We start from the raw sequence: 26,462 nt of genomic DNA on the forward strand, positions 1-26,462 counted from the left end.
AGACAGAGAGGTAACAGCCATGACGATTCGTACCGTAGCGTTGCTCAAGCGCAAGAAGGGGATGTCCTTCGCGGAGTTCGACAAGTACTGGCGCGACGTGCATGCGCCGTTGGCCGCCGACCTCCCGGGGGTGGTGCGCTACGTGCAGCGCCACGTCGTACCCCAGGGGGACGCCGACGAGCCGGACAACGTTTTCGATCTCGACGGGATGGTCATCCTGGACTACGAGAGCGCCGAGGCCATGGACGCGGCGTGGGCGTCGCCGGCGGGGCAGAAGGCCATCGACGACATCGACAACTTTCTTGACGTCAACAGTGTCGTGGTGCTCGACGACTATGTCGTGGTCGACAAGGAATGACCTGAGCAGCAGCTCATCGCCTGCACGACGCCGGTTGGTCGACGACGACCGGCCGGCGTCGCCGCGCAAGTCCAGACAAAAAGCAACGTACGATAGTTTGTGAGTTCGCCGAACACCGAACCTCGGAGGAGCCATGCCCCGTGCCACCCGCCTCACCACCGGTGGAGCGCGCACCCGGAAGTCGATCCGGGAGGCCGCGGTCAAGCTCTTCTATGAGCAGGGCTACGAGGCGACTTCCCTGCGTGGCGTCGCTGCTGAAGTCGACCTTCAGGTGGGCAGTCTCTACAACCACATCAACGGCAAAGAGGACCTGCTCGCCGACATCATGATCTCGGTGATGGACGAACTGCTCGATTCGGTACACGACGCGGTGGAGGCTGCGGAGCCGACCGCACTCGCGCGATACGAGGCAGCGGTTGGGTGCCACATCCGGTACCACGCCGAGCATGCGCAGCAGGTGTTCATCGGAAACTCGGAACTGCGCTCCCTCAACGAGGACAACCGCACCAAGGTGCTCACCAAACGAGCTGAGTACGAGAATCTGTTCCTGCGGCTGGTGAAGAAGGTGGCTGCGGAGACCGGTGCCGATGTGATCGACCCGAAGATCCAGGCATACTCGGTGCTCGCCCAGGGGGCCCATGTGTCCTCTTGGTATCGCCCCTCCGGGCCCAAGTCCCTCGACAAGCTGGTGGGCACCTATATCAAGTTGGCGGTTCGGGAGCTCGGCCTGCCTGCGTCCTGACGGACATAGGCCCGCAGAGTTCAACGGCGCCCCTCCCGACTCGGGAAGGGCGCCGTTTGCGTGAGATCAGTTTCGGCGCCAGATCATGAATGAACTCTGAAACGTCATCACGACCTCGCCGCGCTGATTCGTCACCGTGTAGGCGAACGTCCAGATGCCGCGATCGTCTTTTTTGGTGTGACGTGCGACGACGAGTTCGGCCTCTACCCGGATGGAATCACCGATGAGGACCGGTTGCTGGGCACGAACCTCGTCAAGACCCAGCCACGCAACGACATTGGCGAAGTAGCCGGTCTGGGTGATCAGGCCGAGCGCGGTCGACAACGTGAACGGACCATGCGCGATCCGCTGGCCGAACTGGGTGGTCGCGGCGTACTGCTCGTCGAGGTGCAGCGACACGATGTCGCCGGTCAGTCCGGCCCAGGTGACCAGGTGGGCATCGGTCACCGTGATTCCCGGGCTGCACAGCACGTCGCCCAGTTGTAGGTCCTCCCAACGGCGATCGGGTACGCCGATGCGCTCAGGGCTGTTGACGTCGATCGCAGTCATGAAAACTCCTTATGGCCATTCGTGGGGTGCCCGTGCTAACCTACGAGCAAACGTTCGTTTTTAGAATAGGTTCCGGCCCTACCCAAGGTCAAGCAAACGTCAACAACAAGCTCGGGATGTGACCACATGACACAGACAACGGAGTCGATCAACACCACTGCCGAGGCGCTCGGGCCTCACGAGGAACTCGACGCGCGTCTGGCCGCGGCGCGCCTCGGCGGCAGCGAGAAGCAGCGTCGCAAGCAGGTCGAGGCGGGCAAGATGCTTGTGCGCGACCGACTCGCGCTCCTGTTCGACGACGGGTGGTCCTTCGAGGACGGTCTGCTCGCGCGCTACGACGAAGGCCTTCCGGGCGACGCAGTCGTGACTTGCGTGGGCAAGGTCGACGGCCGAGATGTCGTGGTGATTGCCAATGACTACACCGTCAAGGCGGGCACCTGGGGTAAGCGAACCTTCGAGAAGATCATTCGGGCCCAGGAACTCGCCGATTCGACCGGAGTCCCGATCGTCTATCTGTTCGACTCGGCGGGTGCCCGTATCGATGAGCAGTTCGAGAGCTTCGCCGGCCGTCGGGCATGGGGCAACATCTTCTACAACCAGGTGCAGTACTCCGGCCGCGTGCCACAGGTGTGCGCACTGTTCGGGCCCTCTCCTGCAGGGTCGGCATACGTTCCCGCACTGTGCGATCTGACGATCATGGTGCGTGGACACGCCACCGCCTACCTGGGTTCGCCGCGTCTCGCCCAGATGGTGACCGGCGAGGACGTCACGCTGGAGGAGATGGGCGGCGCCGAGATGCACTCCACGGTGTCGGGCTTGAGCGACGTCCTCGTCGACGACGACGAGGAGGCGATCTCGGCCATTCGCGTATGGCTGTCGTACCTGCCGTCGAATTGGCAGCAAGAGCCGCCGATGACCGAACCGGTCGATCCATCGGACGGCCGCTCCATCAAGGACATCGTCCCGGAGGTGGAGTCGGAGGTCTTCGACATCCACGAACTGATCGACGCACTGGTGGACGACTCCACCTTCTTCCCCTACAAGGACCTGTTTGCTCCTGAGCTGGTGACCGGGTTCGCCCGGATCAACGGTCGCAGCGTCGGATTGGTGGCGAATCAGCCGACAGTGAAGGGCGGGGTGATCTTCCCCGACTCCTCGGACAAGGCGGCACGATTCATCTGGATCTGTAATGCCTTCAACATCCCGATCCTCTTCCTGGTCGACATCGCCGGCTACATGATCGGCTCAGCGGTCGAACGCCAGGGCATCATTCGTCACGGGGCGAAGATGATCTTCGCCGTCTCCGAGGCCCGCGTCCCACGCATCACGGTCCTGCTGCGCAAGGCCTACGGCGGCGGCTATCTGGCGATGTCGGGGGCGCCGATGCAACCGGACGCGCTCATCGCCTTGCCCACCGCAAAGCCTGCGCTGATGGGTCCCGATGCCGCAGTCAACGGTATTCACTTCAACCGCATCCAGGCGATCGAGGATCCCGACGAGCGTGCCGCGTTCATCGCTGAGAAGCAGGCCGAATACGCAGACGGCATCGACGTCTTCAAGATCGCCAACGAGAACGCTGTGGAGGCCGTGGTGCCTGCCAACGAACTGCGCGCCGAGCTGACCGCACGTCTGGCGCTCTATGTCCGTCGAGACCGCACCGCACCGGCCCGTCGCAACGGCGTGACCCCGGTCTGACGTGAACTCGTCGGCCGTCAAAGGAATGTGAGCAATCATGAGACCACTGAGATCACTGCTGTTTGTGCCCGCCCATCGAGCGGGATGGGCTGAGAAGGCCGCTCGGACAGGCGTTGACGCCATCATCCTGGACCTCGAGGACTCGGTGCCCGAGGACAGCAAAGCCGAGGCGCGAATCGAGGTGGCGCAGTCGATCGAGTCGCTGCGCCGCGACTTCCCGCAGACCACGATCCTGATCCGGCCCAACCCGCTGGACACCGAGCACTTCGGCGCCGATCTGGGTGCCGTGGTAGGGCCTGGGGTGTCCGGACTACTGCTTCCAAAGGTCTACGACGACCGTGAGGTGCTCGATTTCGCCGCCCTGCTCGATCATTTCGAGATCGCCGCAGGCATACCGCGGGGAAGTACTGAGCTGATTCCGACTCTGGAAACCGCGCGGTCCCTGGTGAACTGTGAGCGTATCGCGGCCTGCCATCCGCGTGTCGCATCATTGATGGTCGCCGCTGCCCGGGATGCCGACGTCTCGCGCGAGGTCGGCTTCGAATGGACCCCCGAGGGGCTCGAAACCCTGCACTACCGCAGCAAAGCGGTGCTGGCCTGCCGTGCAGCGGGTCTGGCGCATCCGATCGTCGGACTGTGGCAGGAGATCAAGGACCTCGACGGATTGCGCGCATTCGCTGAGCAGAACCGCCGCCTGGGTTTCGCCGGGCAAGTCCTGATCCATCCGTCGCATGTCTCGACCGCCAACGACGTCTATGCGCCCGATCCCAAGGCGGTGGAGCGATTCCGGCGGATGATCGACGCGTTCGAGGACGCCCGACGTGAGGGATCAGCAGCGGTGATGTTCGAAGGTGAACACGTCGACATCGCGCACATCAAGACCGCGCGAGGGGTGGTCGACCTGGCCGACTCCATCGCGAACCCGTGACCGCGGACCACTCAGCTCGTCCACCAACCTGTTGTCTTAGGAGCTCATCATGGCCGGACTCTACTTCGAAGAACTCGAACCGGAGCTCACGCTCAAGCACGATGTGACCAGAACGGTCACCGAGACCGACAATCTCTTGTTCACCACGCTGACGATGAACGTTCAGCCGCTCCATCTCGACGCCGATTTCGCGAAATCCACCCAGCACGGCCAGATTCTCGTCAACAGCGTCTTCACCCTCGGTGTGGTCGTGGGCATCCCGGTCGGCGACACCACACTGGGCACCACACTCGGAAACCTGGGGTTCGAGGAGATCACCTTTCCCAATCCGGTGTTCATCGGGGACACCTTGCGTGTGGAGACCGAGATCCTGTCCCGCCGCGAGTCATCGTCGAAGCCGGATCGCGGAGTCGTCCGGTTCGAACATCGAGGACTCAATCAGCGTGGCGAGGTGGTCTGCACCGTTCGCCGCGCCGGGATGATGCTGCGCCGCCGGCCGGCAGAGTCCTCCGCTGCCGTCTGACGGCTCACCAGATCAGGAACGCCGACCCAGTGACACTGGGTCGGCGTTCCTGTTGTCGCGGCGCAACAATCAAGTCGTGGAACACCATTGACGCCGAGAGTGTTGTCGGTCACAATCAATTAACGAGCAAACGTTCGTCTGTATTGAGAGTCGAGGAAACCGATGAAACTGTTCACTCGTCGTCGCCTGGTGGTGGCGGCACTCGCAGCGGTCGCGGGCATAGGGATCGTGGGTTGTACGACCACCCCGCCTCCCGAGGCTGCCGGTGGTGGAGCGGCCTCCACGGGCGACGGCGGGGAAGCGCTGCCGATCGAAGAGCTCTGCGGAGACGGCCCGGTCAAGATCGCCCATGTCGCGGGGTTCGGCGCCAACTCCTGGCGCAAGATCACCCAGGCCGAGTTGACCGATGAGCTGTCGGCCTGCCCGAACGTGTCGCTGGATTACACCCAGGCCGATGGCGATCTGCAGAAATACATCACGGCCATCAACTCCTACGTCGCGCAGGGTTACGACGCGATCATCACGTACGACGACTTCGGCAGCCAGGCGCTCAGTGCTTTGCAGAACGCACATCGTTCAGGGGTGGCAGTCGTCCCTTACATCGCCGATCCCGGCGGTCAGGTGGGGGTGGACTACAACGGCTATGTCCAGTACGACTTCGACACCGAGGGCGACACGATGGCTCGGTGGTTGCAGCCGCAACTCGACCAGGGTGGGCAGGTTCTCTTCTCCGGCGGCCTTCCGGGCGGCAGTCCTTCGACCGAGGCCCTGTGGGATGGGTTCTGGGAAACCGACAAAGAGATCGGCAACCCCTTTGACTCGCTGACGCAGAACCCGCAGCCATCGAACTGGGATCCCGCCTATGAGCAGCGCGCGATGTCGGGCGCTCTGGCCAAGTATCCGCAGATCGATGCGATGGTGTCGGACTACGGCGTGGCCTCGAAGGGTGGGCTGCGTGCATTCATCAACGCGGGCAGGCCGATTCCTCCGCTCGCGACATCTGCTACCGACAACGAGCTCGGATGCATGTGGCTTCAGAATCACGAGGCGAACCCGCAGTTCCAATTGCTCACGCTGGACGGCACGACCACCGTAGTGCGAATTGCGGCACGAAAGGCCCTCGCTGCCGTCAACGAACTGCCGGACAACGAGCCGGAGCAGTTCGAACTCGAGACATTCGTCGACACCGTCAACGGCAAGCTCCCGACATGTGAGCCCGATCTGCCGCCGGATGCCGATCTGTCCTCGGACCTGTCGCCAGACGAGCTGGCCGCGGTCTTCCAGTAGGTCGACCTTGTGGCACGGGCTGCTTCGTATAGCTCGGTCACACGCCGCCGCCCCGGATTCGCATTGTCGGATCCGGGGCGGCGGCGTCGGTTTTGCGGCCCACAACGGTGTGGTGCGCGATTCGGCGCGATCGCTACAGCTCACATGTTGACGTGGCGAGTGTGCTGAGTCACAATCATTGAGAAACGAGCAAACGTTCGTCTGTAAACATCGGGTATGGCTTCCGCCGATCCGATTGCGGCGCCGGGAAGCCGGCGGCCTTCGACACCTCGGAGATAGGACAAGAACATGGTCGACATGTTGCGCGACGGCCAGACCACGGGCGCCGCGACCGCGATGTCGCCGTCTGCGGTCGAACCCGCGGTCGGCGTCGCGGACGAAACGTCCGGCAGGACTGTGCTCAGACTGGACCAGGTCGACAAGCGGTATCCCGGTGTGCACGCGATCAAGTCGGTGTCCCTCTCCGTTCGGGAGGGGCAGATCCATGCGCTCGTCGGTCAGAACGGCGCAGGTAAGTCGACCCTGGTCGGTATCGCTGCCGGCTCGGTCCACGCCGACTCGGGAACCGTCGAGATCGACGGCGAGAGCACGCAGTCGCCGACGCCGACCTGGTGTCGCGAACGGGGGCTGGCGATCGTCTATCAGGAGCCGGCTCTGCTTCCCGATCTCACGGTGGCAGAAAACATGCGGCTCGGTATGCCAGTCCATGCCCGCCCGGCCATTGGCGACCAGATCGCCTGGGCAGAGGAGATCCTGGCGCGATGGAGTTCGGTCGCGAGTATCGACGCGCGTACACCGGTGCGTGAGCTTCGCCCGGATGCGAGGTTCGTCGTGGAGATCGCGCGAGCCCTGGCCGAGCGGCCGAAGGTCATCGTGCTCGACGAGCCAACCGAGCATCTTCTGCCCCCGGCCGTGGCGGAGTTGTTCACACTGATCGCCGAACACACCGCCGCCGGCGGTGCCGTCGTCTATATCTCGCATCGCCTCAACGAGGTGAAGCAGATCGCCGACACGGTCTCGGTGTTGCGGGACGGTGCGCTCGTCGGCAGCTTCGACGCCGAGGATGTCACCGAGCAGGACGTGGTGAACCTCGTCGTCGGACGTGAACTCGACCGAACGTTCACCCGCGTCACTGGTGCCGATAGGATCATGGGCGAGGAGTTGTTCGCGGTCACCGACCTGTCGGGCAAGCGATTCGACGGGATCGACCTCACCGTGCGGGCCGGCGAGATCGTCGGGTTCGCCGGTGTGGAGGGGCAGGGGCAGCGCGACGTCCTCCGCGCACTCGGTGGCCTCGGCGGGCACTCGGGCACGGTCCGGGTCGGGGATCGCACGATCGATCCGTCCAGTCCGGCGGCCGCTCTGCACGGGGGTGTCGCGTATCTGACCCACGACCGGCATGTCGAAGGTGTGCTCTCAGGTCTGAGCCTGCGCGAGAACGCATCGCTGTCGGCTCTGGGACGGATCTCGACCGCCGGCGTCGTGTCCCGCATGCGCGAGCGCAAACTCACCGGAGAAACTTTCCGGTCGATGCGGGTCAAGGCTCCCAACGACGAGGTCGACATCGCCACGCTGTCCGGTGGCAACCAGCAGAAGGTGGTGCTCAGCCGGGTTCTGCTCAGCGACTCCGACGTCATCCTCGCCGATGAGCCCACCCAGGGCGTCGACATCGGTGCGCGCGAAGAGATCTACTCGATTCTGCGCAAGGCCGCTGCAGCCGGGAAGGCGATCGTGGTCTTGTCCTCCTCGGCGGCCGAACTCGAGCAACTCTGCGACCGTGTGTTGGTGTTCTCTCGGGGACAGATCGCCCGCGAGCTCGTCGGCGACGACGTGAACGAACACGCGATCGCGCAAGCCGCCCTGAGCGCCACGCACAGTCGCGAGAAGGCCGGCACCGGCACCGGCCGGGTGAACTTCTGGCATCGCATGTCGCGCAGCGACCTCACGCCCGGCGCGATCCTGTTGATCGCCACGATCATCCTGGGCATCATCGCTGCCACTCAGAGTGACACCTACCTCACCGGTCGCAACTTCAGTCTGGTCCTACCCCTGCTCGCCACCCTCGCCTTCTTCGCCATCGCACAACAGGTGGTGATGATGATCGGCGGTATCGATCTCTCGGTCGGTCCACTCGCCGGCTTGCTGGTGGTGGTGGCCTCATTCATTCTGTCCGCCTACCGAACACCGGTGGGAATGATCCTGGGTGTGATCGTATTGGTGGTGGTCGCCGCGGTGGTGGGTGCCGTCAACTGGTCGCTGATCACCGTGGTCCGGATCAATCCGCTCATCGCCACCCTGGTCACCTTCACCGCCCTGCAGGGACTCGCACTGTTGATGCGCCCCTTGCCCGCCGGGCAGATCGACCCGTTCTTCCTCTCCTACGTCTCCGGCGTGTGGGGTTTCGTCCCGGTGATGGCCGTCGTCGCCATCGTGGTCGCGGTGGTACTCGAATACTGTCTCTTCCGAACAACCTTCGGGATCAAGTTGCGGGCGACTGGCTCTGCCGGACCGACCGCCGAGCGCAACGGTGTGCGCACCCGTTGGGTCACCCTGGGCGCTTATGTGGGGTGCTCGGTGTTGATCGTGCCCGCGGCGATCCTGTTGATGGTGCAGTCGGGTACGGGCAACGCCAGCATCGGCGACAGCTACACACTCGCCAGCATCGGTGCCGCGGTCCTCGGTGGAGCATCGATCTTCGGCGGCCGTGGTTCCTTCATCGGCGCGTTCCTGGGCGCGGTCCTCGTGACTCAGATCAACACTGTCGTGCAGTTCCTGGGGCTACCCCTCTACTGGCAGCAATGGCTGCTCGGCGGCCTGACGATCGTCGCGGCTGCGTTCTACTCCAAGTCCCGAACCCTCACCGAGCGGAGCTGATCAGACATGTCCACCTCCACCCAGCCGACTAGCGAGTCACGCACCCGGTCACTGGATGACCTCCGCCACCGACTCCCGTCGAACCAAACGACCTCGGTCATCGCGGTGACCATCGCGCTGTTCGTCCTGAGCTGGTTCCTCGCCCCGGGAACGTTGTCGGGCAGTGCGATCGACTCACTGTTGCCCTACGCCGGCATCCTTGCGATCGCAGCAATCGGGCAGACCATCGTCGTGATGCTCAAGGGTATCGATCTGTCACTGCCCGGGATGATGACGCTTGGCGCGCTGGTGAGCAGCAAGTACGCCAACGACCACGGCAGCATCCTCATCGCTCTGGTACTGGTGGCCGTGATCGCGGTCGTCGTCGGAGCGGTCAACGGGTTCGTGGTCTCGGCGTTCTCGGTGTCGCCGTTGGTGGCGACCCTGGCGATGAATGCAGTTCTGTTGGGTGCCGCGCTGGCGTACTCCGGTGGTACCCCGACGCGCGTACCCGATGACGTCGCGCGTTTCTCGTTGGAGAAGTCCCTCGGGGTCTCCCACACGGTATGGCTCGCCCTACTCCTGATGGTCGTGATGATGTTCGCGACCGGCCGCACCACCTGGGGCCGACGAATCATCTCGGTGGGCGCCAACGAACGCGCCGCACGCGTAGCCGGTGTGCGTACCTCCGGCATCAAGATCAGCGGATACAGCGCTGCCGCACTGTGTTACGCCGGGGCCGGTGTGCTGCTGGCCGGGTACGTGAGCACGCCCAATACCGATGCCGGCAACAGCTACCTGCTTCCTGCGATCGCGGCGGTTGTCGTCGGCGGAACCGCGCTCACCGGCGGGCGGGGCAACATCCTCGGGACCGCGGTCGGAGCGTTGTTCCTGAGTCAGCTGACCCAACTGGTGTTCTCTCTCGGCGCGCCGTCGTCGACGCAGTATCTCGTGCAGGCCGCGGTGATCGCGGTCGCGGTCGCGGTCCAGCAACAGGATGTCGGCCGGCTGATCCAGACGCTGCGCGGCAAACAGTCCGCGTAAGACGAACCTCCAACTCGAGAAAGGCGAGAACCATGGAAATCGGAGTTGTGTACTTCTTCACCGATAGAGGGCCGGACCCGATCGAATTCGCTCAGGCTGCGGAGTCGTACGGATTCGAGTCGCTGTTCGTGCCCGAACACACACATTTCCCGGTGTCGCGACGCACCGAGTACCCGGTTGCGTATGGCGGACCCGGATTGCCCGAGTTCTATCTGCGCACCTACGACCAGATGACGACACTGTCGATGGTGGCGGCCCGCACCGAGACGCTGAAGGTCGGCACCGGCGTCTGTCTGCTGGCTCAGCATGATCCCATCGCCAAGGCCAAACAGTTTGCCACCCTCGACCACCTGTCGAACGGCCGCGTGATCTGCGGTGTCGGATTCGGCTGGAACGTCGAAGAGGCCGAGGCGCACGGCGTCAACTGGAAGAAGCGCTACTCGACCGTCCGCGACAAACTCAAAGTGATGCAGGCACTGTGGTCGCAGGACGAGGCCAGCTACTCCGGCGACATCGCATCGCTCGAGCCGTCGTGGGCGTGGCCCAAACCGTTCCAGGGTAGGGAGATCCGCACCTACCTCGGAGGAGCAGGGCCGACCACCATGCGCCATGCCGCCCAGTGGGCGGATGCCTGGTACGTGGTTCCGCCGGTGGCCGATCCGACATTGGAGGACACGATCCCCCAGTTCCGTCGTGTCGTGGAAGAAGCGGGGCGCGATCCCTCGTCCGCGGGTATCGCGGTGGCGTCAGCGCCACCAGATGCGGCGGTGCTGGAGAAGTACCGAGCGCAAGGCGTCGAGCGCGCCGTGCTGTGGGTCGATCCCGCGGACTCCCCGGCCGAGGGCATGCGCAACCTGGAGACCGTATCCAAGGTTCTCGCCCAGCTCGGCTGATGAGCACCTGACGTCACCGAATCACCATCAACAACAAAGGAGTACATCATGACTGCTGCAGACACCATCGACCTGACCGATCTCGCTGACCGACTCGGCCGACTCGAGGACGTCAAGGCCATCGAGGATCTGAAGTATCGCTATGCGAGCTTGTGCGACAACAACTACGACCCCGAGGGCATTGCCGCACAGTTCGCGCCCGACGGGCGCTGGGTCGTCGACGGGGAAGGCGGCTCAATGGTGGGCCGCGACGAGATCAAGGCACATTTCCGCGCTTTGAGCGAACGCATCACCTGGGCCCTGCACTATGTCATGGCGCCGCGCATCGAGGTGTCGCAGGACCGCAACACCGCGATCGGATACTTCTACCTGCTGTGCCTGTGCACCATCGAGAAGACCGACAACCCGGCCGAGAAGGACGCGGTCATCCTGACCATCAACTACACCGACCAGTTCGTCAAGCTGGATGGCAAGTGGTACTTCCAGGAACTCCTCGGCAAGACCCATCAGGTGTCCAACTGGGAAGAGGGTTGGGTCAAGCAGCCGTTTCGTGACTGACGTATCCAGTCGACTGATTCGGTCTAGGACCCACCACGTGGGCCCGACGCCTGGTCCGGCGGAAGTAGATGTGGCTGACCCAATCCTTCTGCCGGACCAGGCGTCTGTCTGTGACCGGCGCTGCCAGCGCACCTACGTCACAGATGTGTCAAGCCGCCAAGCGGTGCTGCTCGTACGTGAGATCGAGAGAGTTGCCGCAGACCTGAGATATCAGATCTCCTTGCGTGGTCGGCCGGCCCGTGAGACGTTCGCAGAACGAGAATGGCTTGACGAAGCGCAACAGCACGTTGCTCGGCTTCGTGAAAGCTACGGACTCGGTTGTAACCTTCACGGACAGTAGAGGGCTGATAGATGCTGTGGACCGTGGCCCAAGACCCCAAAACCGGGTGAAGCGAGTTCGCTACAGCGACATGCCTCCGTCGATGGGGAGGACGGCTCCGGTGATCCAGGAAGCCTCGACGGCGAACCGACCGATCCAGTCCGCGATCTCGTCAGGCTGGCCGAGCCGGCCCATCGGGTTGGCTGCAGCGCGGCTCGCGAGCATCGCGGACTCTTCGGTGTCGGTCATGCCCGCGGTGCGGAACAGCGGGGTGTTCGTCGGTCCCGGGGCCACCGCGTTGACACGTACGCGTGGTGCGAGTTCCCGTGCCCAGCAACGTGTCAGGTGTGCCACCGCAGCCTTGGATGCGGAATAGTGGGAGTTCGACGCCGATGATCGAATGGCCACCGTGCTGGCGATGTTCACCACGCTGCCGCGACTGGCTTGAAGCGCAGGAAGCAGCGACTGGGTGACGATGGAGGTGCCGACGACGTTGACGTCGAAGAGAGTCTTCACCTCGGGGATCGGCACCGTGGCGAGTTCGTCCAGCAGGAACATGCCCGCGGAGTTGACCAGAAAGTCGATGTCTCCCTCGGCCATCGCGGCCGCAGCGGCGGTGCGTACCGAGTCCTCGTCGGTGACGTCGACGGTTCGCCGGGTGACTTCTGACAGACCGTCACTTTCAAGTCGGTGCTCCGGCTGCAGATCCCATGCCTCGACGAGAATCGAATGGCGAGAGAATAATTCAACGCATGACCGGCCGATTCCGCTGCCGGCACCGGTCACGACACCGCGCATCCGCGCGTGGTGCGGACGAAGCGAGCTCTCGGTCACATGGCCTCCTGTGCTCGGGCGGGGTCAGTGGGTCAGCGTTTTCGTGGTGTCGAGACCAGCGCCAGTCAGAGCGCGCACCTGCATTTCGTCGAATGCGAGCTCGTCGGGCTTCTCGCGGCTGAGGTAACTGCCGATCACGCAGCCGAGGAACCCGGCCGGAACCGAGAACAGGATCGGGAACGCGAGAGGAAATGGTGCGGTGGTCGACAGCGAATCGGATACCAGCGGAGCCAGGCTCGGCCACACCAGGGGGCCGGTCACGATAAGCACCAGCGATGTGACGAGTCCCGACAACGCACCGACGACCGCACCGAGAGTGCGCATCCGACGCCAGAGCATCGTCATGATCAGAACCGGGAAGTTGGAGCTGGCGGCGGTTGCGGTGGCCAGTGTCGCCAGAAAGGTGACGTTTTGTGCACTGCCGATGACCAGCGTCACTCCGACGGTGATGAGGACCAGCGCCACGGCAGCGACGCGGCCGACCGTGATCTCCTCGCGTTCGGGCCGATGAAACGACTTCGCCCACAGGTCGTGTGCGACTGCGCTGGAGGCGCTGAGGACGAGCCCGGAGGCCACGGCGAGGAGCGTCGCGATCGAGATCGCCACAACCAGTGCCAGGAGTAGGTCGGCGGCGAAGCCTTCACCGCCGCCGAGCCACACGGTCAAGGCGGGAAGGGCGAGATTGCCGCCCTTTCCCGCGACTTCCTCACCGCCGGTGCCCAGCGCCGCACGCGCGGCGATCCCCAGAAATGCGATGAGAACATTGAAGCCGCCGATCAAACTGATGGCCCAGATCGCCGAGCTCCGCGCCTGCACGGCGTCGGGGACGGTGAAGAATCGCATCAGGACATGGGGGAGGCCGACGGCCGACAAGGTGACGGCCACCGCCATCGAGACGATGTTCCACGCGCCACCGAACGAGTTGCCGGTCGCGAGGTATTCGTCCAGGTAGGAGCTCTGCGCAACCGCGGATTCGATGATGTTCAACGGGTTGGGGTCGATGCGGATCAGCACCAGCAACACCAAGAGTGCGACGACCGACATCAGGGAGACGGCCTTGATGATCTGCAGCCACGTGGTCGCCAGCATTCCGCCGAAGAGCACGTAGGTCAACATGAGGACTGCGGCAATGACGACGCCCCACGTGAAATCGATGCCGGCGAGGGCCTCCATCAGGACGCCACCGGCCACCAACTGGGCAAGCAGGTAGAAGATGCAGATGAAGAGCGTCGAGATGGCCGAGACTATCCGGACAGGACCGGAACGCAGTCGGGTCGCCAATGCGTCCGCGAAGGTGAATCTGCCGAGATTGCGCAACTTCTCGGCGATCAGGAACAACACCATCAAGAAGATTCCGCACGCGAAGACGGCGTACATGACCCCATCCATGCCGTACATGTAGGCGAGCCCTGCGTAACCGAGCAGCGAGGCGGACGACAGGAAGTCGCCCGCAATGGCAATCCCGTTCTTGCGTCCGGTCATCTGACCGCCGGCAGTCCAGAATTCGGCGGATGTCCGGGTGCGGCGGGAGGCGTAGTAGGTGGCAACGAATGTGATGCACAGGAGTCCGACAGTCACTACGACCGCGGTGAAGTTGAAACCATCACGCATCGGGGGCACCTGTCTTCCGAATCTCGGTGAGACCTTCCGTCTGTGTCAGCACGTCGTCGGCGAGTTGATCCCAGCGTCGTGCGCGCCGCACGTACCACGCGCCCAGTGCCATCACGGTGACGACATACAGCAGGCCCAGCATGATGCCGATGCTCAAACCAGGGATGGGTCTGCGAGACACGATGTCGGGTGCGAACGCGACGAAGCCCAGAAGTAGGCAGAATGCTGTGGAGAACACCGACCATGCCAGTGCGAAGAAGGACCTGCGGTCATCGCGGAGGCGCCGCATCGGCGTCCCTTCCCAGATCTCACTCCAGTTTGGCTGTGGTGCGGTGGTGTCGTCCATGTCCGTGCTGCTCCTCGTGTGGGCGATGTCCAGCGACCGGCTTGCAACGGGTTTTCGTCCCGCATGTGACCGGGTTCGGTTCTGGAAGATGGCGTTGCCTTCGTCACGATAACGAACGTGCGTTTGTTTGTCGAGTGTTGGTCGAAGGCGACGTAGGACAGAGCGCACACGACCGCGGCACCCGAGTGAATCGGGTGCCGCGGTGGTGGAGGTGGTCAGCGAACAGACAGCCTCGCTGTCACGGCTGTTGCTGCGGCGGAACCACGCTTACCGGTTCCGGATCGGTCAACTTGCCGTCTTTCATGGTGAGCACGATCATCTTGTTGCCGCAGATGGCCTGCATGCCCGGGATCGCGGTGCCGTTACAGGTGAAGGTGATTCCGTCGCCTGCGGGCAGTGGTACGTCCTTGGCGTTGCGCAGTGCGTCGCCGACGGTCTGCTTGGTGACCTCACCGTTGAGTCCCTGAACAGCCCGCACGAAGCCGAGCATGCTCTGATACCCGGTGACGGCGAACCCCTCGATGGGGGTGTCGGGGGCGTATTCGGCCATGATCTCGCGGAACAGGACCGACTCGGGGTTGTCGGAGACCGAGTCGCCGCTGCTGAAGATCTTCATGTCCTCCACCGCGGCCGGGCCGACGGCCGAGACGACCTCGGGAGCCGCACACGTCTGCGGTGAGATCGGCTGGGCCGTCGATCCCAGTGTGCTCAGGGCCTTGAGGACCGAGGTGCAGACAGTGGATTCACCGTAGACGAGCACCCCCTGAGGGTCCTTGTCGAGGCCTGCGCTCACCTGCGGGGTGGCGTCGGGAGAACCGAAGGGGATGGTGATGAGCTCGAACTCCATACCGTTGGCCCGGAAGGCCGGACCGCCCATGCGTTCCAGCGATCCGGTCGCCGCCGGGCTGTCGATGCTGTAGGCGACAGCGGTCTGCCAGCCTTGTTCCTTGCCGTAGGCGGCCATCGCCTGCGACGTGTTGGACCCGGCGGTCCACACAAAGGAGTTCTCGCTCATGATCTCCGCGGGACTACCGCCGAGGGCGGTGGCGTAGGGAATGCCCGCACCGGTGATGATGGGGTTGATGATGCTGCCGAGCCCGGTGCTGGTGACCACGACTGCAGGCAGGTTCTGCTCGACCATCTGATTGGCGCAGTTGCGTGCGGCCGTGGGTTCTTCTTGTGTTTTGCACACCACCAGTTCGATCGGGCGGCCGGCGATTCCACCGAGGTTAGCATTCGCATACTCGGTGGCTGCTTCGGCAGCCTCTCGTGTTTCGGGCTGTGAGATGGCCTGCCCGCCCTCGTTGGTGATGAGGCCGATCTTCACCGGTTCACCTGAGGCGGCGTTGCCGGCGTAGGCGCCGGAGGGTACTGCGGCGCTCGATTCGCCACTCCCGCCGTCGGCGGAGCTGTCCTCATCGTCGCTGCTGCACGCGGTCATGGTCGCGAACACCACTGTTGCGGCCGCGACGGCTGCGGCCAGCCGCAGTCTCCTGGTTCGACGAGCGGTCTTCATGGGTTTACCTTTCGACGGACGGCACATGCCGTGTTTCATCTGTCATCTGGACTTGTCGTTCCGTGTGCATGCGCGAAATGAACTGCTTCGCTGGTTCTTCGGGCCAAGGTTTCTCAGGGGGATCAGGTGACGGTGTCGGCGGTGGCGGACGCGGGCACGCCGCCCTCGGGATCTGTGTCGTCCCCGAGGTAGGCCTGTTCGATCCGTAGGGGATCTGCTTTGAGCACGTCGGCGTCGTCTTCGAGTACTTTTTCTCCGTGGCGCAGAACCATGGCGGTGTCGGCGACCTCGAGCGCGAGTGCGACGTGTTGTTCCACCAGGACGATTGCCGTGTCGGTGTCATCGGCAACCTGTCTCATCACCGGGAGGAGACGTTCAACGATGACCGGCGCCAGGCCCATGCTCATCTCGTCGATGAGCAACACATTCGGATTCTGTGCCAGCGCACGGCCGATGGCCAGCATCTGCTGCTCGCCGCCCGACAGTGCACCGGCGGCGACTTTCAGTCGATCACGCAAACCGGGAAAGTAGTTGAGGATTCGGTCCCGCTCACTCGTCCACCTGCGACGACTCGACACGGCCAGCCGCAGGTTCTCGGCGACCGTCAGCGTAGTGAACAACGCCCGATTGTCGGGAACGAGAACCAGACCGGCACGCGAGGTGCCCCGCGCGTCGCCGCTCTTGAGTGCCGTGCCATCTACCTCAACCGAACCCCCGAGACTCGGGATGAGACCCGACAGGGTGAGAAGCACGGTGGTCTTGCCGGCGCCGTTGGGGCCCAGCATCGCCAGGATCTCTCCCTTGTTCAGTTCGAGATCGAGGCCGCGCACGCAGGGCCTGCCCTTCGTGTAACCGGCGGCGAGATCGTCGCATCGAAGTACCGTGGTCATGCGTGCAACTCCTGTCCGCTATGGGTGGCGCCGAGGTAGGCACGGGTGACGTCCGGATTGCGGCGTACCTCGTCGGGTGTGCCGACGGCGATGGGTCGTCCGAGATCGAGCACCACGATCCGGTCGCACACGTCGAGAACCAGTTCCATGTCGTGGTCGACCATCACGATGGTGGTGCCGTTGTCCCGGATCGCTCGGAGACGTCGGCCGAGCCACTGACTTTCGGTGGTATCGAGACCGGCTGCGGGTTCGTCGAGGAGCACCACGCGTGGCCGCCCGGCCAGAGCTCGTGCGACGGAAACCAATTGCCGCTGTCCCTGGGAGAGTTCGCGGACCGGCCGATCGATCACCTTGTCGAGGTGCAACACCTCGAAGAGTCTGGTCATCTGAGCAGAGTCCAGTGGTGGTCGACCGGATCGCCGATGCCGTGATGCTGTGGTGCCGACCTCGACGTTCTCGCCGACCGACAGGTCGTCGTACAGATCGATACCCTGGAAGGTCCGACCCAGACCGGCTCGGCTCCGTTGATGCGGCCGCATCTTCGCGAGCGGTCGGCCCTCGAGACTGACTCGGCCGTCGGAATCCGCGAACCCGCTGACCGCGTCGATGAAGGTGGTCTTACCGGCACCGTTGGGCCCGATGAGGCCGATGATCTCGCCCTCGCGCACCTCGAATGACACGTCGTCGAGTGCGGTGATACCGCCGTAGTGGACCCCGACGCCCTGGGCGGCGAAGATCACCTCGCCGACTTCGCGAGCGGGCCCCGAAGGCGTGACATCATCGGCCGCGAGAGTCACGTCGAGATCGGTGTTCGTGTCTGCGTCCGTCGACCTGCCGAAGCGCGCCTTCACCTGGTCGATCCGCTTGTAGACATCAGAGATGATGCCCTCTGGGCTGGCGATGATGGTGACCACCAACAGGATTCCCGTGATCACGTGGTAGTACTCACCGACGTTGGCCACACGGTCGAGGAACACGAACATGATGCCACCCGCACCCATCACACCCGCCAGCATGGCGCCGGATACACAGGTGATGCCTGCCAGGTAGCAGATCGCGAACATCGCGATGCCGCCGATCGCGGTGAACGCTTCCGGGACCGCCATGGTTTGTTGATAGGCCATCAGCGAGCCGCCGATACCCGCGATGAAGGCGCCGATGGCGAAGGCGACGAGCTTGATGCCGGACACGTTGATCCCCGACGCGGCGGCGGAACGCTCGTTCGCTCGAACCGCGAGCATCGACGCGCCCAGACGACTGGTGCGCAGTGCCACCACGGCCAGCGCGAGAACCACCAGGACGACGAGGCAGACGATTCCGAACGAGATACGCGGGTACGAATCGCCGACGCCGATGCCCAAATCGATGCCGAACAGCGACGGAGGTTCGACTTTGGCGCCGTCGATGCCGCCATTGAGGCTGTTGTTGCGGAACCAGAAGGCTTCCAAGAACACCGCCAGGCCCAGCGTCACGACAGCCACCGGCAAGCCCCGGATCCGTAGCGCCGGAAGGCCGACCACGACGCCGACAATCGTCGCGACGAGCGCGGCCAGAATCGGGGCGATGGGGAACGGGATACCCATGTCCATGGTGAACCTGCTGAGCATGAACGCTGCAACACCACCGAGAGTCAACTGTGCCAGCGAGATCTGCCCGGCGAACCCGGTCACGACGACCTGCGAGAGGGCGATGATGGCCAGCGTGAACGTCATGATGATCGCACCGCGATAGCTGCCCTCGGTGAACAGCAGGAATCCGAGGGCGACAATGGTCCATACGGCGGCGATCACCGCCACATTTCTCGGCCTGCGCGCGACGCCCAGGGTGTTCTGGATGATCGCTCCGCGGGTGGGCAGCGGCTTTCCGCGGAACACCAGGAACACCAGCATGATGACCAAGGGGATCAGTTCGGAGACACCCGATTGCGGAATCCAGTCGACCGTGGACTGCAGATGCGTCATCTCCGACTGCAGCACGCCGATACCGAGTCCCGCTGCGACGGCCGGTCCGATTGCGCTGAAGTTGCCGACCAGCGCGGCGGCGAGAGCCGGCACGATGAACAGCGTGTACGAGACCGGGATGAGCGGAACGATCGGGGCGATCAGGATACCCGAGAGGCCCGCGACCATCGTGCTCAACGCCCAATTGGCATAGGCGATCCGCTCCGGTGACAACCCGGTGACCAGCGCGCCGGTCTCGGTCTCTGCTGCCGCCCGGGTCGCCAACCCGAAGCGGGTGAGGCGGAACGCCAGGATCAGCAGGATGGTGATGACCACGATGAGTCCGGCGAACCAGAGCCGATCGGCCGGCACCCGGATGTCACCGATCTCGACGATGCCGGTCGGCAGGATCGGGTCGACGGTGACCGGTGTGGTGCCGATGCGTGCGGCTAGCAATGCCTGGATGGCCAGCATCAGCGCGATCGAGGCGACCGCTTTCGCGGTGGCAGGTGCCGTGCGCAGCAGTCGGAACACCGCGAAGTAGAGCAGAGCGCCCAGTCCGGCCGCGATCAGCAGCGAGATCACCATGGCCGGGAACAGACCCAGCGGCCCACCGAGATCGAGTGTGGTGGGGAACCCCGGGATCGGGATCAGCAGTTCACCACCGCGAAGGTAGGCGTAGGTGTAGGCGACATACAGTGCGACCGCACCGGTGGCGAAGTTGACGACCCCAGAACTGCGGTAGGTCATCACGAGGGCGAGAGCAAGCGCTGCGTAGACTGCGCCATTTCCCAAGCCCAGCAACAGGAATTGGATGTCTTGTGTCATCGGAACCTCTTTGAGGCTGGTAACTGGATGGGGTGTGCCGGTGTGTTACTGGCCACCGACGACCGAGGCGTCGGTCAAGGTGCCGTCCTCGAGGGTGGCGACCACCGAGCCCTTGCCACACACGGCGGGCAGTTGCGGGTTCGCGCTCCCGTCACACGTGAATGTCAGGCCGTCACCGGCCGGCAATACCACGTCGCGCGCCGACCGGATCGCGGCCGAGACCGCCGCGGGTGAGGTGTCGGTGCCGTCGAGGGACGCCGTCGCACGGACCAGTCCGAGGACGCCCTGGTAGCCGACGTAGGCGTATCCGGAGATGTCCGTATCGGGGTTGTACTGCTCGATGACACTCCGATACAGCTGGGCCTCGGGGTCGTCACCACTGGTCATCGCGGCGGTGAAGATCTTCGTTCCGTCGATGGACGGGCCGACGGAGGCGACGATGTCCGGCGTCGCGCAGGCCTGAATGCCCATCTTCTCGCCGCTGTATCCCAGTGTGCCCAAGGACTTCAGCGCCGACGTGCACAGCGTTCCCTCGCCGACGATCACGACCCCTTCCGGTGAGTCGGCCAGTCCGGCACTGACCTGCGGGGTGGAGTCCGGGGTACCCGGCGGAATCGTGACGATCTCCAGCGCCACGCCGTTCGCCTCGAAGGCGGCCTTGCCGAACGACTGGAGACCGCTCACGGCGGCCGGCACATCGATGGTGTACGCGGTGACGTTCTGCATGCCCTCGCTCTTGGCGTGTTGGGCCATCGCTTGCAGGCTCGACGGGAAGCCACCCGACCACAGGAAGGAATTGTCGCTGGTCAACTCCTGCATGCTCTGGCCCGCCGCGGAGACGTAGGGGATGTCGGCGCCGGTGATGATCGGTACCAAGATGTCGCCCTGTCCGGTCGTGGTGACCACCACGGCCGACACCTCGCTCTCCACCATGCGGTTGGCGCAGTCACGGGCAGATGCCGGTTCCTCGGCATTGAGGCAGGTGACGAGTTCGATCGGGTGACCACCGATGCCGCCGAGCTGATCGTTGGCGTACTCAGCGGCCGCCTCGGCGGCCATCCGATTGTCCGGCTCCGAGATCGCCTGCCCACCTTCGTTGTTGATCAATCCGATCTTGATCGGTGTGCCGGCTGCGGTGTTGCCGGGGAACGACGCGGACGGTTGGGCGACACCGGACTCGCTCGACGCCGAGTCGCTCTCGTCGGTGCAGGCGGCCAGGAACGTCAGCGCCACGGCCGCCGTGGTCGCGGTCAGCACTTTGCCGGGACGAAGTCCGCGAAGGGGATTCATCTGATTCCTTTTCGATTCGCCAGGTCGGACGGGCTGCGAGTCGGCGAGGCGTTGCGCGCCTCTTATCTCGCGTAGATGACCTAGATAACTATGTGTGATGAGTCACTATGGCACAACGGGCGTGAAGATGTCACCACTTTGCGCGACTTTCGCGATCTCGAACTACTTGTCGATGCCGGTGTATGCGGGGCCGAGGGTGTTGTTTCCGACGTAGCGGAAACCGGCCCCTGCTTGAGTTGTTGCAAGTTAACGTAGTCATACATGTATTGCTGAGTAGGTAGGAGTGAGACCGTGACCACAAGTGAAATCCCAGCCGTTCAGTCGGTGCAGGTTCCGTCGGGCCCGGTGGACCGACGATTTGTCGGAAAGGTTGCGCTGGTGACCGGTGCTGCTCGGGGTCAGGGTCGCGCCGTGGCGGTACGACTGGCCGCCGAGGGTGCTGATGTGATCGCGATCGACATCTGTGCGGATCTGCCGACCACGCAGTATCCGGGGTCGTCCCCGGAGGATCTGGCCGAGACGATGCGTTTGGTCGAGGAGCGCGGCCGCCGAATCGTGGCCTCGCAGACCGATGTCCGTGACTTCGCGGGCATGCAGGACGCGGTACGGCGCGGGGTTGCCGAACTCGGCCGGCTCGACGTCGTGGTGGCCAACGCGGGGATGACGACCGCTGCGCAGGCCTGGGAGATCACCCCGGAGAACTGGGAGGCCTCGATCGGGGTGAACCTGACCGGCGCCTTTTATACGGCCAAGGCCGCCATTCCGTCGATGATCGCACAGGCCACCGGGGGGTCGATCGTGTTCGTCAGTTCGACGGCGGGCCTGCGCGGGCTGCCCTTGCTGGCCGACTACGTCTCGGCGAAGCACGGGGTGACCGGCTTGGCGAAAGTGCTGGCCAACGAACTCGGTCTGTATCGGATCAGGGTGAACTCGATCCATCCGTTCGGCGTGGAGACCGGTCTCAAGGTAACCGAACTGCACCCTCAGCTCGAAGCGACTCCGGCCTACGCGCCCTTTTATCAGGGGACGCTCCCGGACCGCATCAGTCAGGCCGAGGACATCGCCGCCGCGATCGCCTGGCTGGCGTCGGATGAAGCGCGGCATGTCACAGGCGTCCAGTTGCCTGTGGATCTCGGTCGTGCCAATCGGTAGGCAAGGCAAGCTACCCAGCGTCGACCCAACGGTCTGTTGAAACGCCTAACATAGTCAACTATGTTAGCTATGTAGCTTGCCTTTGCCCGCGTCAGGAGTCATCCATGCTCACCACACGTTTCACCGAACTTTGCGGGATCGAACATCCCATCGTCCAGGGCGGGATGATGTTCGTCGGGCGCGCCGAACTCGCGGCGGCGGTCTCCAACGCCGGTGGTCTCGGGATCATCACCGCGCTGACCCAGCCGACCCCGGACGACCTCGCCGCGGAGATCGCGCGCTGCCAGGCGCTCACGGACCGGCCGTTCGGCGTCAACATCACACTCACGCTCTCCATCAACCCGCCGCCGTTCGAGGAGTACCGGCAGGTGATCATCGAGTCGGGCGTGACCATCGTGGAGACCGCCGGGTCCGATCCAACGGTTCACATCGAGCACCTCAAGCAACACGGGATCACGGTTATCCACAAGTGCACCAGCGTCGCGCACGCGCTCAAGGCGGAGCGGATCGGCGCCGATGCCGTCAGCATCGACGGGTTCGAATGCGCCGGGCACCCCGGCGAAGACGACATACCCGGTCTGGTGTTGATCCCGGCCACCGCGGACGCACTGAACATCCCGTTCGTCGCGTCCGGCGGTTTCGCCGACGGGCGGGGCCTGGCCGCCGCACTGGCACTCGGAGCAGACGGGATCAACATGGGGACGCGCTTCATGTGCACCGAGGAGAGCCCGGTGCACGACAACATCAAGCAACTCATCGTCGAGGGCACCGAGAAGGACACCCGCCTGATCATGCGCCAGCTACGCAACAGCATGCGGGTCTCGCGCAACACGGTCAGCGACGAGGTGATCGCGATCCTCGGGCAGGGTGGCCGATTCCGGGACATCAAGGAGTTGGTGGCGGGTGTGCGTGGCCGTCGGGTCTTCGCCGAAGGAGACCCCGAACTCGGCGTGTGGACGGTCGGCCTGAGCCAAGGCCTCATCCATGACATCCCCTCGGCGGGTTCCCTGGTGCAGCGGATCGCCGCCGATGCGGAGTCGGTGATCCGCGGCCTGGAGAATCGCGTCGTGGTGGCGGAAACCGCGGCCGGCCGGGGGGTGCGCTGATGCCCGACGGACCGTCGAGCGACACCGAGATACCGCTGCTCGTCGAGCGTGACGGCACCGTCGCCGTGCTGACGTTGAACCGTCCGGATCGACGCAACGCCATCAACCGCGCGATGCGCAAGGCGATCAAGAAGGAACTATGGCGCGCCGATACCGATGACGACGTGCACGCAGTCGTGATCACCGGTGCCGGAACGTCGTTCTCATCCGGAGTGGATCTGCCCGAGGCGCTGTCGGGACCGTCGCCGAGAACCGAGGGGCCCACCCCGACCCAGGTGCTGCGCGCTATCTCCAAACCCGTCATCGCCGCGGTCAACGGACCCTGCTACACAGGCGGTTTCGAATTCGCGACCAATTGCTCGTTCATCATTGCCTCCGAGAAGGCCGTGTTCGCCGACACACACGCACAGATCGGTCTGCTCAACGGATGGGGCGGCAGCGCCATGTTGCCGCGCACGGTCGGGTTGGCGGCCGCGATCCAGATCATTCTCAGCGGCGAACCCTTCGACGCGCACACAGCACTGCGGATCGGGTTGGCCAACGAGGTCGTCGACCATGAGCGGCTGATGGTGCGGACCCTCGAGATCGCTCACGCGATCGCCGATGGACACCCCGGTGCAGTGCAGCGCATGCTGCGACTGCTGAAAGACGGTGCCGGCGCGTCGGTCACCCAGGCCCTCGCGCTCGAGGCCGAGGCCGCCGTGTCGTTTCGCACCAGCGGCAACGAGATCGGAGCGCGCTACGGCAACCAACGATCGACGGCAGGAGAGTCGGCCCGATGACCGCACAGCAGGTGGCGTCGGCCGGGGAATCGTCGGCAACCGAGGTGGATTCGGGTTCCTCGTGGCGTGCGCGCCTGGCCGAACTCCTCGACGACCATCGGCGACGTCCGAGGCCGACAACGTCACAGGACCGGTTCGACGCCGCGATCGCCTGGCAGTCCGAACTGGTGGACGCAGGTCTCGCCGCGCCGGGCTGGCCGACGTCGGTGGGCGGTCTGGGCCTCGACGTCACCGATCAGCTCGATTACCACCGGATGATGACCGCGGCCGGAGCGCCGAAACATCCGTGCAGTCTGTCCTTCATCGTTGCGCCGACGCTCATCGTGCACGGAACCCCGGAGCAGCGCCAGCGCTACCTCGAACCGCTGCTGCGCGCCGAAGAGTTCTGGTGCCAGGGCTTCTCGGAACCCGGAGCAGGCAGCGACCTCGCGTCGCTGTCGACTCGTGCGGTGCGCGATGGCGACACGTATCGGGTGACCGGACAGAAGATCTGGACGACGATGGCCGACCGGGCCGACTGGATGTTCGCGCTGGTGCGCACCGGGCCGGCGGGGCGGGGAACCGCCGGGATCACGTATCTGTTGATCGCGATGGATTCCCCGGGGGTCGAGGTCCGGCCATTGCGAGATGCCGCCGGCGGTCGACACTTCGCCGAGGTGTTCTTCGATGACGTCGTGGTCCCCGTGGCCAATCGGGTGGGTGCCGAGGGGGAGGGCTGGTCGATCATGCGGACCTCACTCGGGCACGAACGCGCCACCGCCTTCCTCGCCGACGAGGTCAAGTACCGCACCACAGTGGACAAGGTCGCCCGGCTCGCGGTTGCCCGGGGCTACCGCGACGATGCGCTGGTCCGCCAAGAGCTCGCGGCCCTGGAGACCGACGTCCGCACGATCACGACCAACAGCGCGCGTGCGTTGAGCGCAGTGCTGCGCGGCGAGGATCCGGGTGCGATCGCGTCGATCAACCGACTGGTCAAATCCGAGTTCGAGCAGCGGATGCATCGACTGGCGTTGCGCCTCACCGGGGCCGGTGCGGTCCTCGGGCGTCGTTCTGCCGGCGCGGTCGACGGTGGTCGGTGGACCCACGGCTACCTGATGACGCGGGCGTCCACCATCGGTGCGGGCACCGCGGAGATCCAGCGCAACACGATCGCGGAATCGGTACTGGGGCTCCCGTCGCATCGTGGTGAAGGTCGCCGTGCCCCGACCGTGTCACCGGGCAGGCCGCTGGCCGCACCGGGTTCCGACGAGGCCGCCGTGCGCTCTGCGGTGGGCGACGTCGTCTCCTCGCTGGTCGAGACGGATTCGCTCTTGTCCGGTCGGATCGACAGGACGCAGGTGTGGAGATCGCTCGTCGAGTTCGGACTGCCCGGCTTGGCGTTTCCTGAATCAGTGGGCGGAGGTGGGGCACCGCTGGGGCTGATGTGCGCGGCGGTCGAAGAGGCAGCACATCATCTCGCACCGGTGCCGCTGGTTCCGACCATCTCGGCGCTGGCGCTGTTGTCGGCCGTCGGTGCGACTGATGCCGCCACGCGGGTGATCTCGGGGGCGCGTGCCGCGGTGGTGGTTGCACCCCAGGAGACGGTCTGGAACACCGCAGGTCCTGCCGAAGCAACGGGATCGGTGAGAATCGACGACAACGGTGTGCTGTCGGGAACGGTGAGCTGTGTTGTCGGTGCGCCCGACGCGGAGCTGTTGGTCGTGGTGGCGGCGTCGGCGGAGGCCGGAGATGCCGCGGTGGTCGTGGTGGAGCAGGCGGACGCCCGGATCATGGTGGAGGAACCTCTCGACCTCACGGCATCAGTTGGTGCGGTCGGTTTCGATGGCGTCCGCGGCGTGCTCGCCGCCACGGGTGACACCGCGAAACGTGCTGTCGCCGAAGCAGAGCGGATCACTTTGCTGGTGCTTGCCGCCGATTCTATCGGCGTGGCGACCCGCGCGGTGGCGATGGCCGTCGACTGGGCCGGGCAGCGCGAACAGTTCGGACGCCCGATCGGATCGTTCCAGGCGGTGTCGCATCGTTGTGCCGACATGCTCGTCGACGCGGAGGGTGCTCGCAATCAGGTTCAGGCGGCTGCCGCGGTTGATCCGGCATCCGACGATGCCGACATGCTCGCACGCCTGGCTGCCGCGCATGCGTTGAGTGCGGCTGTGCGTGTGAGCGAAGCGTGCATCCAGGTACACGGTGGGATCGGGTTCACCTGGGAGCACCCGGCGCACTTGCTACTGCGCCGAGCTCTCTCCAACGAGGCGTGTCGCATCAGACCCGAGGCCCTGCGGGACGAGGTGGCCGAACGGGTACTCGCCAGGATTGAATCGGAGTAACCGGTCACGACGACAATGGGGGCCGGTCGGCGATCACTCGCCGGCCGGCCCATTGCCAACCGCCCCTGTGAGAGAGGGCAACCCGGGGAACCCC

General features: G+C 64.6%; 22 protein-coding genes. 14 read left to right on the plus strand and 8 right to left on the minus strand.

The genetic code is table 11. From position 1 onward, the window contains the following. The first annotated feature begins 19 nt into the window (after positions 1–19). Together V1Y59_RS09800 and V1Y59_RS09805 are read left to right on the plus strand one after the other, a co-directional pair. Positions 20–358, plus strand: coding sequence for an EthD domain-containing protein (locus V1Y59_RS09800; RefSeq protein ID WP_330504661.1), 339 nt, complete (start codon positions 20–22; stop codon positions 356–358). A gap of 133 nt (positions 359–491) precedes the next feature. Then, on the plus strand, positions 492–1,100 hold the full coding sequence (locus V1Y59_RS09805) for a TetR/AcrR family transcriptional regulator (protein ID WP_330504662.1): 609 nt from the start codon (positions 492–494) through the stop codon (positions 1,098–1,100). A gap of 66 nt (positions 1,101–1,166) precedes the next feature. On the opposite strand, the gene V1Y59_RS09810 is transcribed toward V1Y59_RS09805, so the two are convergent. After that, positions 1,167–1,649, minus strand: a complete 483-nt coding sequence (locus V1Y59_RS09810; protein ID WP_330504663.1) for a MaoC/PaaZ C-terminal domain-containing protein — start codon at positions 1,647–1,649, stop codon at positions 1,167–1,169. Positions 1,650–1,775: 126 nt separating this feature from the next. Between V1Y59_RS09810 and V1Y59_RS09815 the strand changes: the two genes are divergently transcribed. From V1Y59_RS09815 to V1Y59_RS09850, 8 genes are all read left to right on the plus strand, one after another. Then, positions 1,776–3,344 (plus strand): acyl-CoA carboxylase subunit beta, encoded by a 1,569-nt coding sequence (locus tag V1Y59_RS09815; RefSeq protein WP_330504664.1) that lies wholly within the window; start codon positions 1,776–1,778, stop codon positions 3,342–3,344. A gap of 37 nt (positions 3,345–3,381) precedes the next feature. Further along, positions 3,382–4,272, plus strand: coding sequence for an HpcH/HpaI aldolase/citrate lyase family protein (locus V1Y59_RS09820; protein ID WP_330504665.1), 891 nt, complete (start codon positions 3,382–3,384; stop codon positions 4,270–4,272). Between the two features lie 49 nt (positions 4,273–4,321). Continuing rightward, a complete protein-coding gene (locus V1Y59_RS09825) occupies positions 4,322–4,795 on the plus strand; it encodes a MaoC family dehydratase (protein ID WP_330504666.1) in 474 nt (157 codons plus the stop codon). A 162-nt stretch (positions 4,796–4,957) separates the two neighbouring features. Continuing rightward, complete coding sequence (locus V1Y59_RS09830) at positions 4,958–6,082, plus strand: substrate-binding domain-containing protein (RefSeq protein WP_330504668.1); 1,125 nt, start codon at positions 4,958–4,960, stop codon at positions 6,080–6,082. 336 nt (positions 6,083–6,418) lie between these two features. Then, the gene (locus V1Y59_RS09835) at positions 6,419–8,956 is read left to right on the plus strand and encodes an ATP-binding cassette domain-containing protein (protein WP_431309148.1); all 2,538 of its coding nucleotides are present in this window, start codon (positions 6,419–6,421) and stop codon (positions 8,954–8,956) included. Between the two features lie 105 nt (positions 8,957–9,061). Next, positions 9,062–9,979, plus strand: a complete 918-nt coding sequence (locus tag V1Y59_RS09840; RefSeq protein WP_330504670.1) for an ABC transporter permease — start codon at positions 9,062–9,064, stop codon at positions 9,977–9,979. A 32-nt stretch (positions 9,980–10,011) separates the two neighbouring features. Next, positions 10,012–10,872, plus strand: coding sequence for an LLM class F420-dependent oxidoreductase (locus V1Y59_RS09845; protein ID WP_330504671.1), 861 nt, complete (start codon positions 10,012–10,014; stop codon positions 10,870–10,872). A 48-nt stretch (positions 10,873–10,920) separates the two neighbouring features. After that, positions 10,921–11,430: a nuclear transport factor 2 family protein gene (locus V1Y59_RS09850; RefSeq protein ID WP_330504672.1), complete on the plus strand. Its 510-nt coding sequence runs from the start codon at positions 10,921–10,923 to the stop codon at positions 11,428–11,430. A 400-nt stretch (positions 11,431–11,830) separates the two neighbouring features. Here the strand turns inward: V1Y59_RS09850 and V1Y59_RS09855 are convergent, their stop codons facing one another. The 7 genes from V1Y59_RS09855 to V1Y59_RS09885 form a co-directional block, all read right to left on the minus strand. Beyond that, entirely contained in the window at positions 11,831–12,583 is a 753-nt protein-coding gene (locus tag V1Y59_RS09855; protein WP_330504674.1) for an SDR family NAD(P)-dependent oxidoreductase, read from the minus strand. 24 nt (positions 12,584–12,607) lie between these two features. Then, positions 12,608–14,194: a solute symporter family protein gene (locus tag V1Y59_RS09860; protein ID WP_330504676.1), complete on the minus strand. Its 1,587-nt coding sequence runs from the start codon at positions 14,192–14,194 to the stop codon at positions 12,608–12,610. After that, positions 14,187–14,540: a DUF485 domain-containing protein gene (locus V1Y59_RS09865; RefSeq protein WP_330504678.1), complete on the minus strand. Its 354-nt coding sequence runs from the start codon at positions 14,538–14,540 to the stop codon at positions 14,187–14,189. The genes V1Y59_RS09860 and V1Y59_RS09865 overlap by 8 nt, the downstream gene beginning before the upstream one ends. A gap of 238 nt (positions 14,541–14,778) precedes the next feature. Continuing rightward, positions 14,779–16,056 carry an ABC transporter substrate-binding protein gene (locus V1Y59_RS09870; RefSeq protein WP_330504680.1) on the minus strand — a complete coding sequence of 426 codons (1,278 nt, stop codon included), beginning with the start codon at positions 16,054–16,056 and terminating at the stop codon, positions 14,779–14,781. Between the two features lie 122 nt (positions 16,057–16,178). Next, the gene (locus V1Y59_RS09875) at positions 16,179–16,946 is read right to left on the minus strand and encodes an ABC transporter ATP-binding protein (RefSeq protein ID WP_330504681.1); all 768 of its coding nucleotides are present in this window, start codon (positions 16,944–16,946) and stop codon (positions 16,179–16,181) included. Continuing rightward, positions 16,943–19,714: a branched-chain amino acid ABC transporter permease/ATP-binding protein gene (locus tag V1Y59_RS09880; RefSeq protein WP_330504683.1), complete on the minus strand. Its 2,772-nt coding sequence runs from the start codon at positions 19,712–19,714 to the stop codon at positions 16,943–16,945. The genes V1Y59_RS09875 and V1Y59_RS09880 overlap by 4 nt, the downstream gene beginning before the upstream one ends. A gap of 45 nt (positions 19,715–19,759) precedes the next feature. Then, positions 19,760–21,004, minus strand: coding sequence for an ABC transporter substrate-binding protein (locus tag V1Y59_RS09885; RefSeq protein ID WP_330504684.1), 1,245 nt, complete (start codon positions 21,002–21,004; stop codon positions 19,760–19,762). A 345-nt stretch (positions 21,005–21,349) separates the two neighbouring features. Between V1Y59_RS09885 and V1Y59_RS09890 the strand changes: the two genes are divergently transcribed. From V1Y59_RS09890 to V1Y59_RS09905, 4 genes are all read left to right on the plus strand, one after another. Next, positions 21,350–22,156, plus strand: a complete 807-nt coding sequence (locus tag V1Y59_RS09890; RefSeq protein WP_330504948.1) for a mycofactocin-coupled SDR family oxidoreductase — start codon at positions 21,350–21,352, stop codon at positions 22,154–22,156. 104 nt (positions 22,157–22,260) lie between these two features. Beyond that, a complete protein-coding gene (locus V1Y59_RS09895; RefSeq protein ID WP_330504685.1) occupies positions 22,261–23,262 on the plus strand; it encodes an NAD(P)H-dependent flavin oxidoreductase in 1,002 nt (333 codons plus the stop codon). After that, complete coding sequence (locus tag V1Y59_RS09900; RefSeq protein WP_330504686.1) at positions 23,262–24,044, plus strand: enoyl-CoA hydratase-related protein; 783 nt, start codon at positions 23,262–23,264, stop codon at positions 24,042–24,044. Before V1Y59_RS09895 ends, V1Y59_RS09900 begins: the two co-directional genes overlap by 1 nt. Next, positions 24,041–26,368, plus strand: coding sequence for an acyl-CoA dehydrogenase family protein (locus V1Y59_RS09905; protein ID WP_330504688.1), 2,328 nt, complete (start codon positions 24,041–24,043; stop codon positions 26,366–26,368). The genes V1Y59_RS09900 and V1Y59_RS09905 overlap by 4 nt, the downstream gene beginning before the upstream one ends. Positions 26,369–26,462: the final 94 nt, after the last annotated feature.

This window comes from Gordonia prachuapensis (assembly GCF_036350515.1).
GTDB lineage: Bacteria > Actinomycetota > Actinomycetes > Mycobacteriales > Mycobacteriaceae > Gordonia > Gordonia prachuapensis.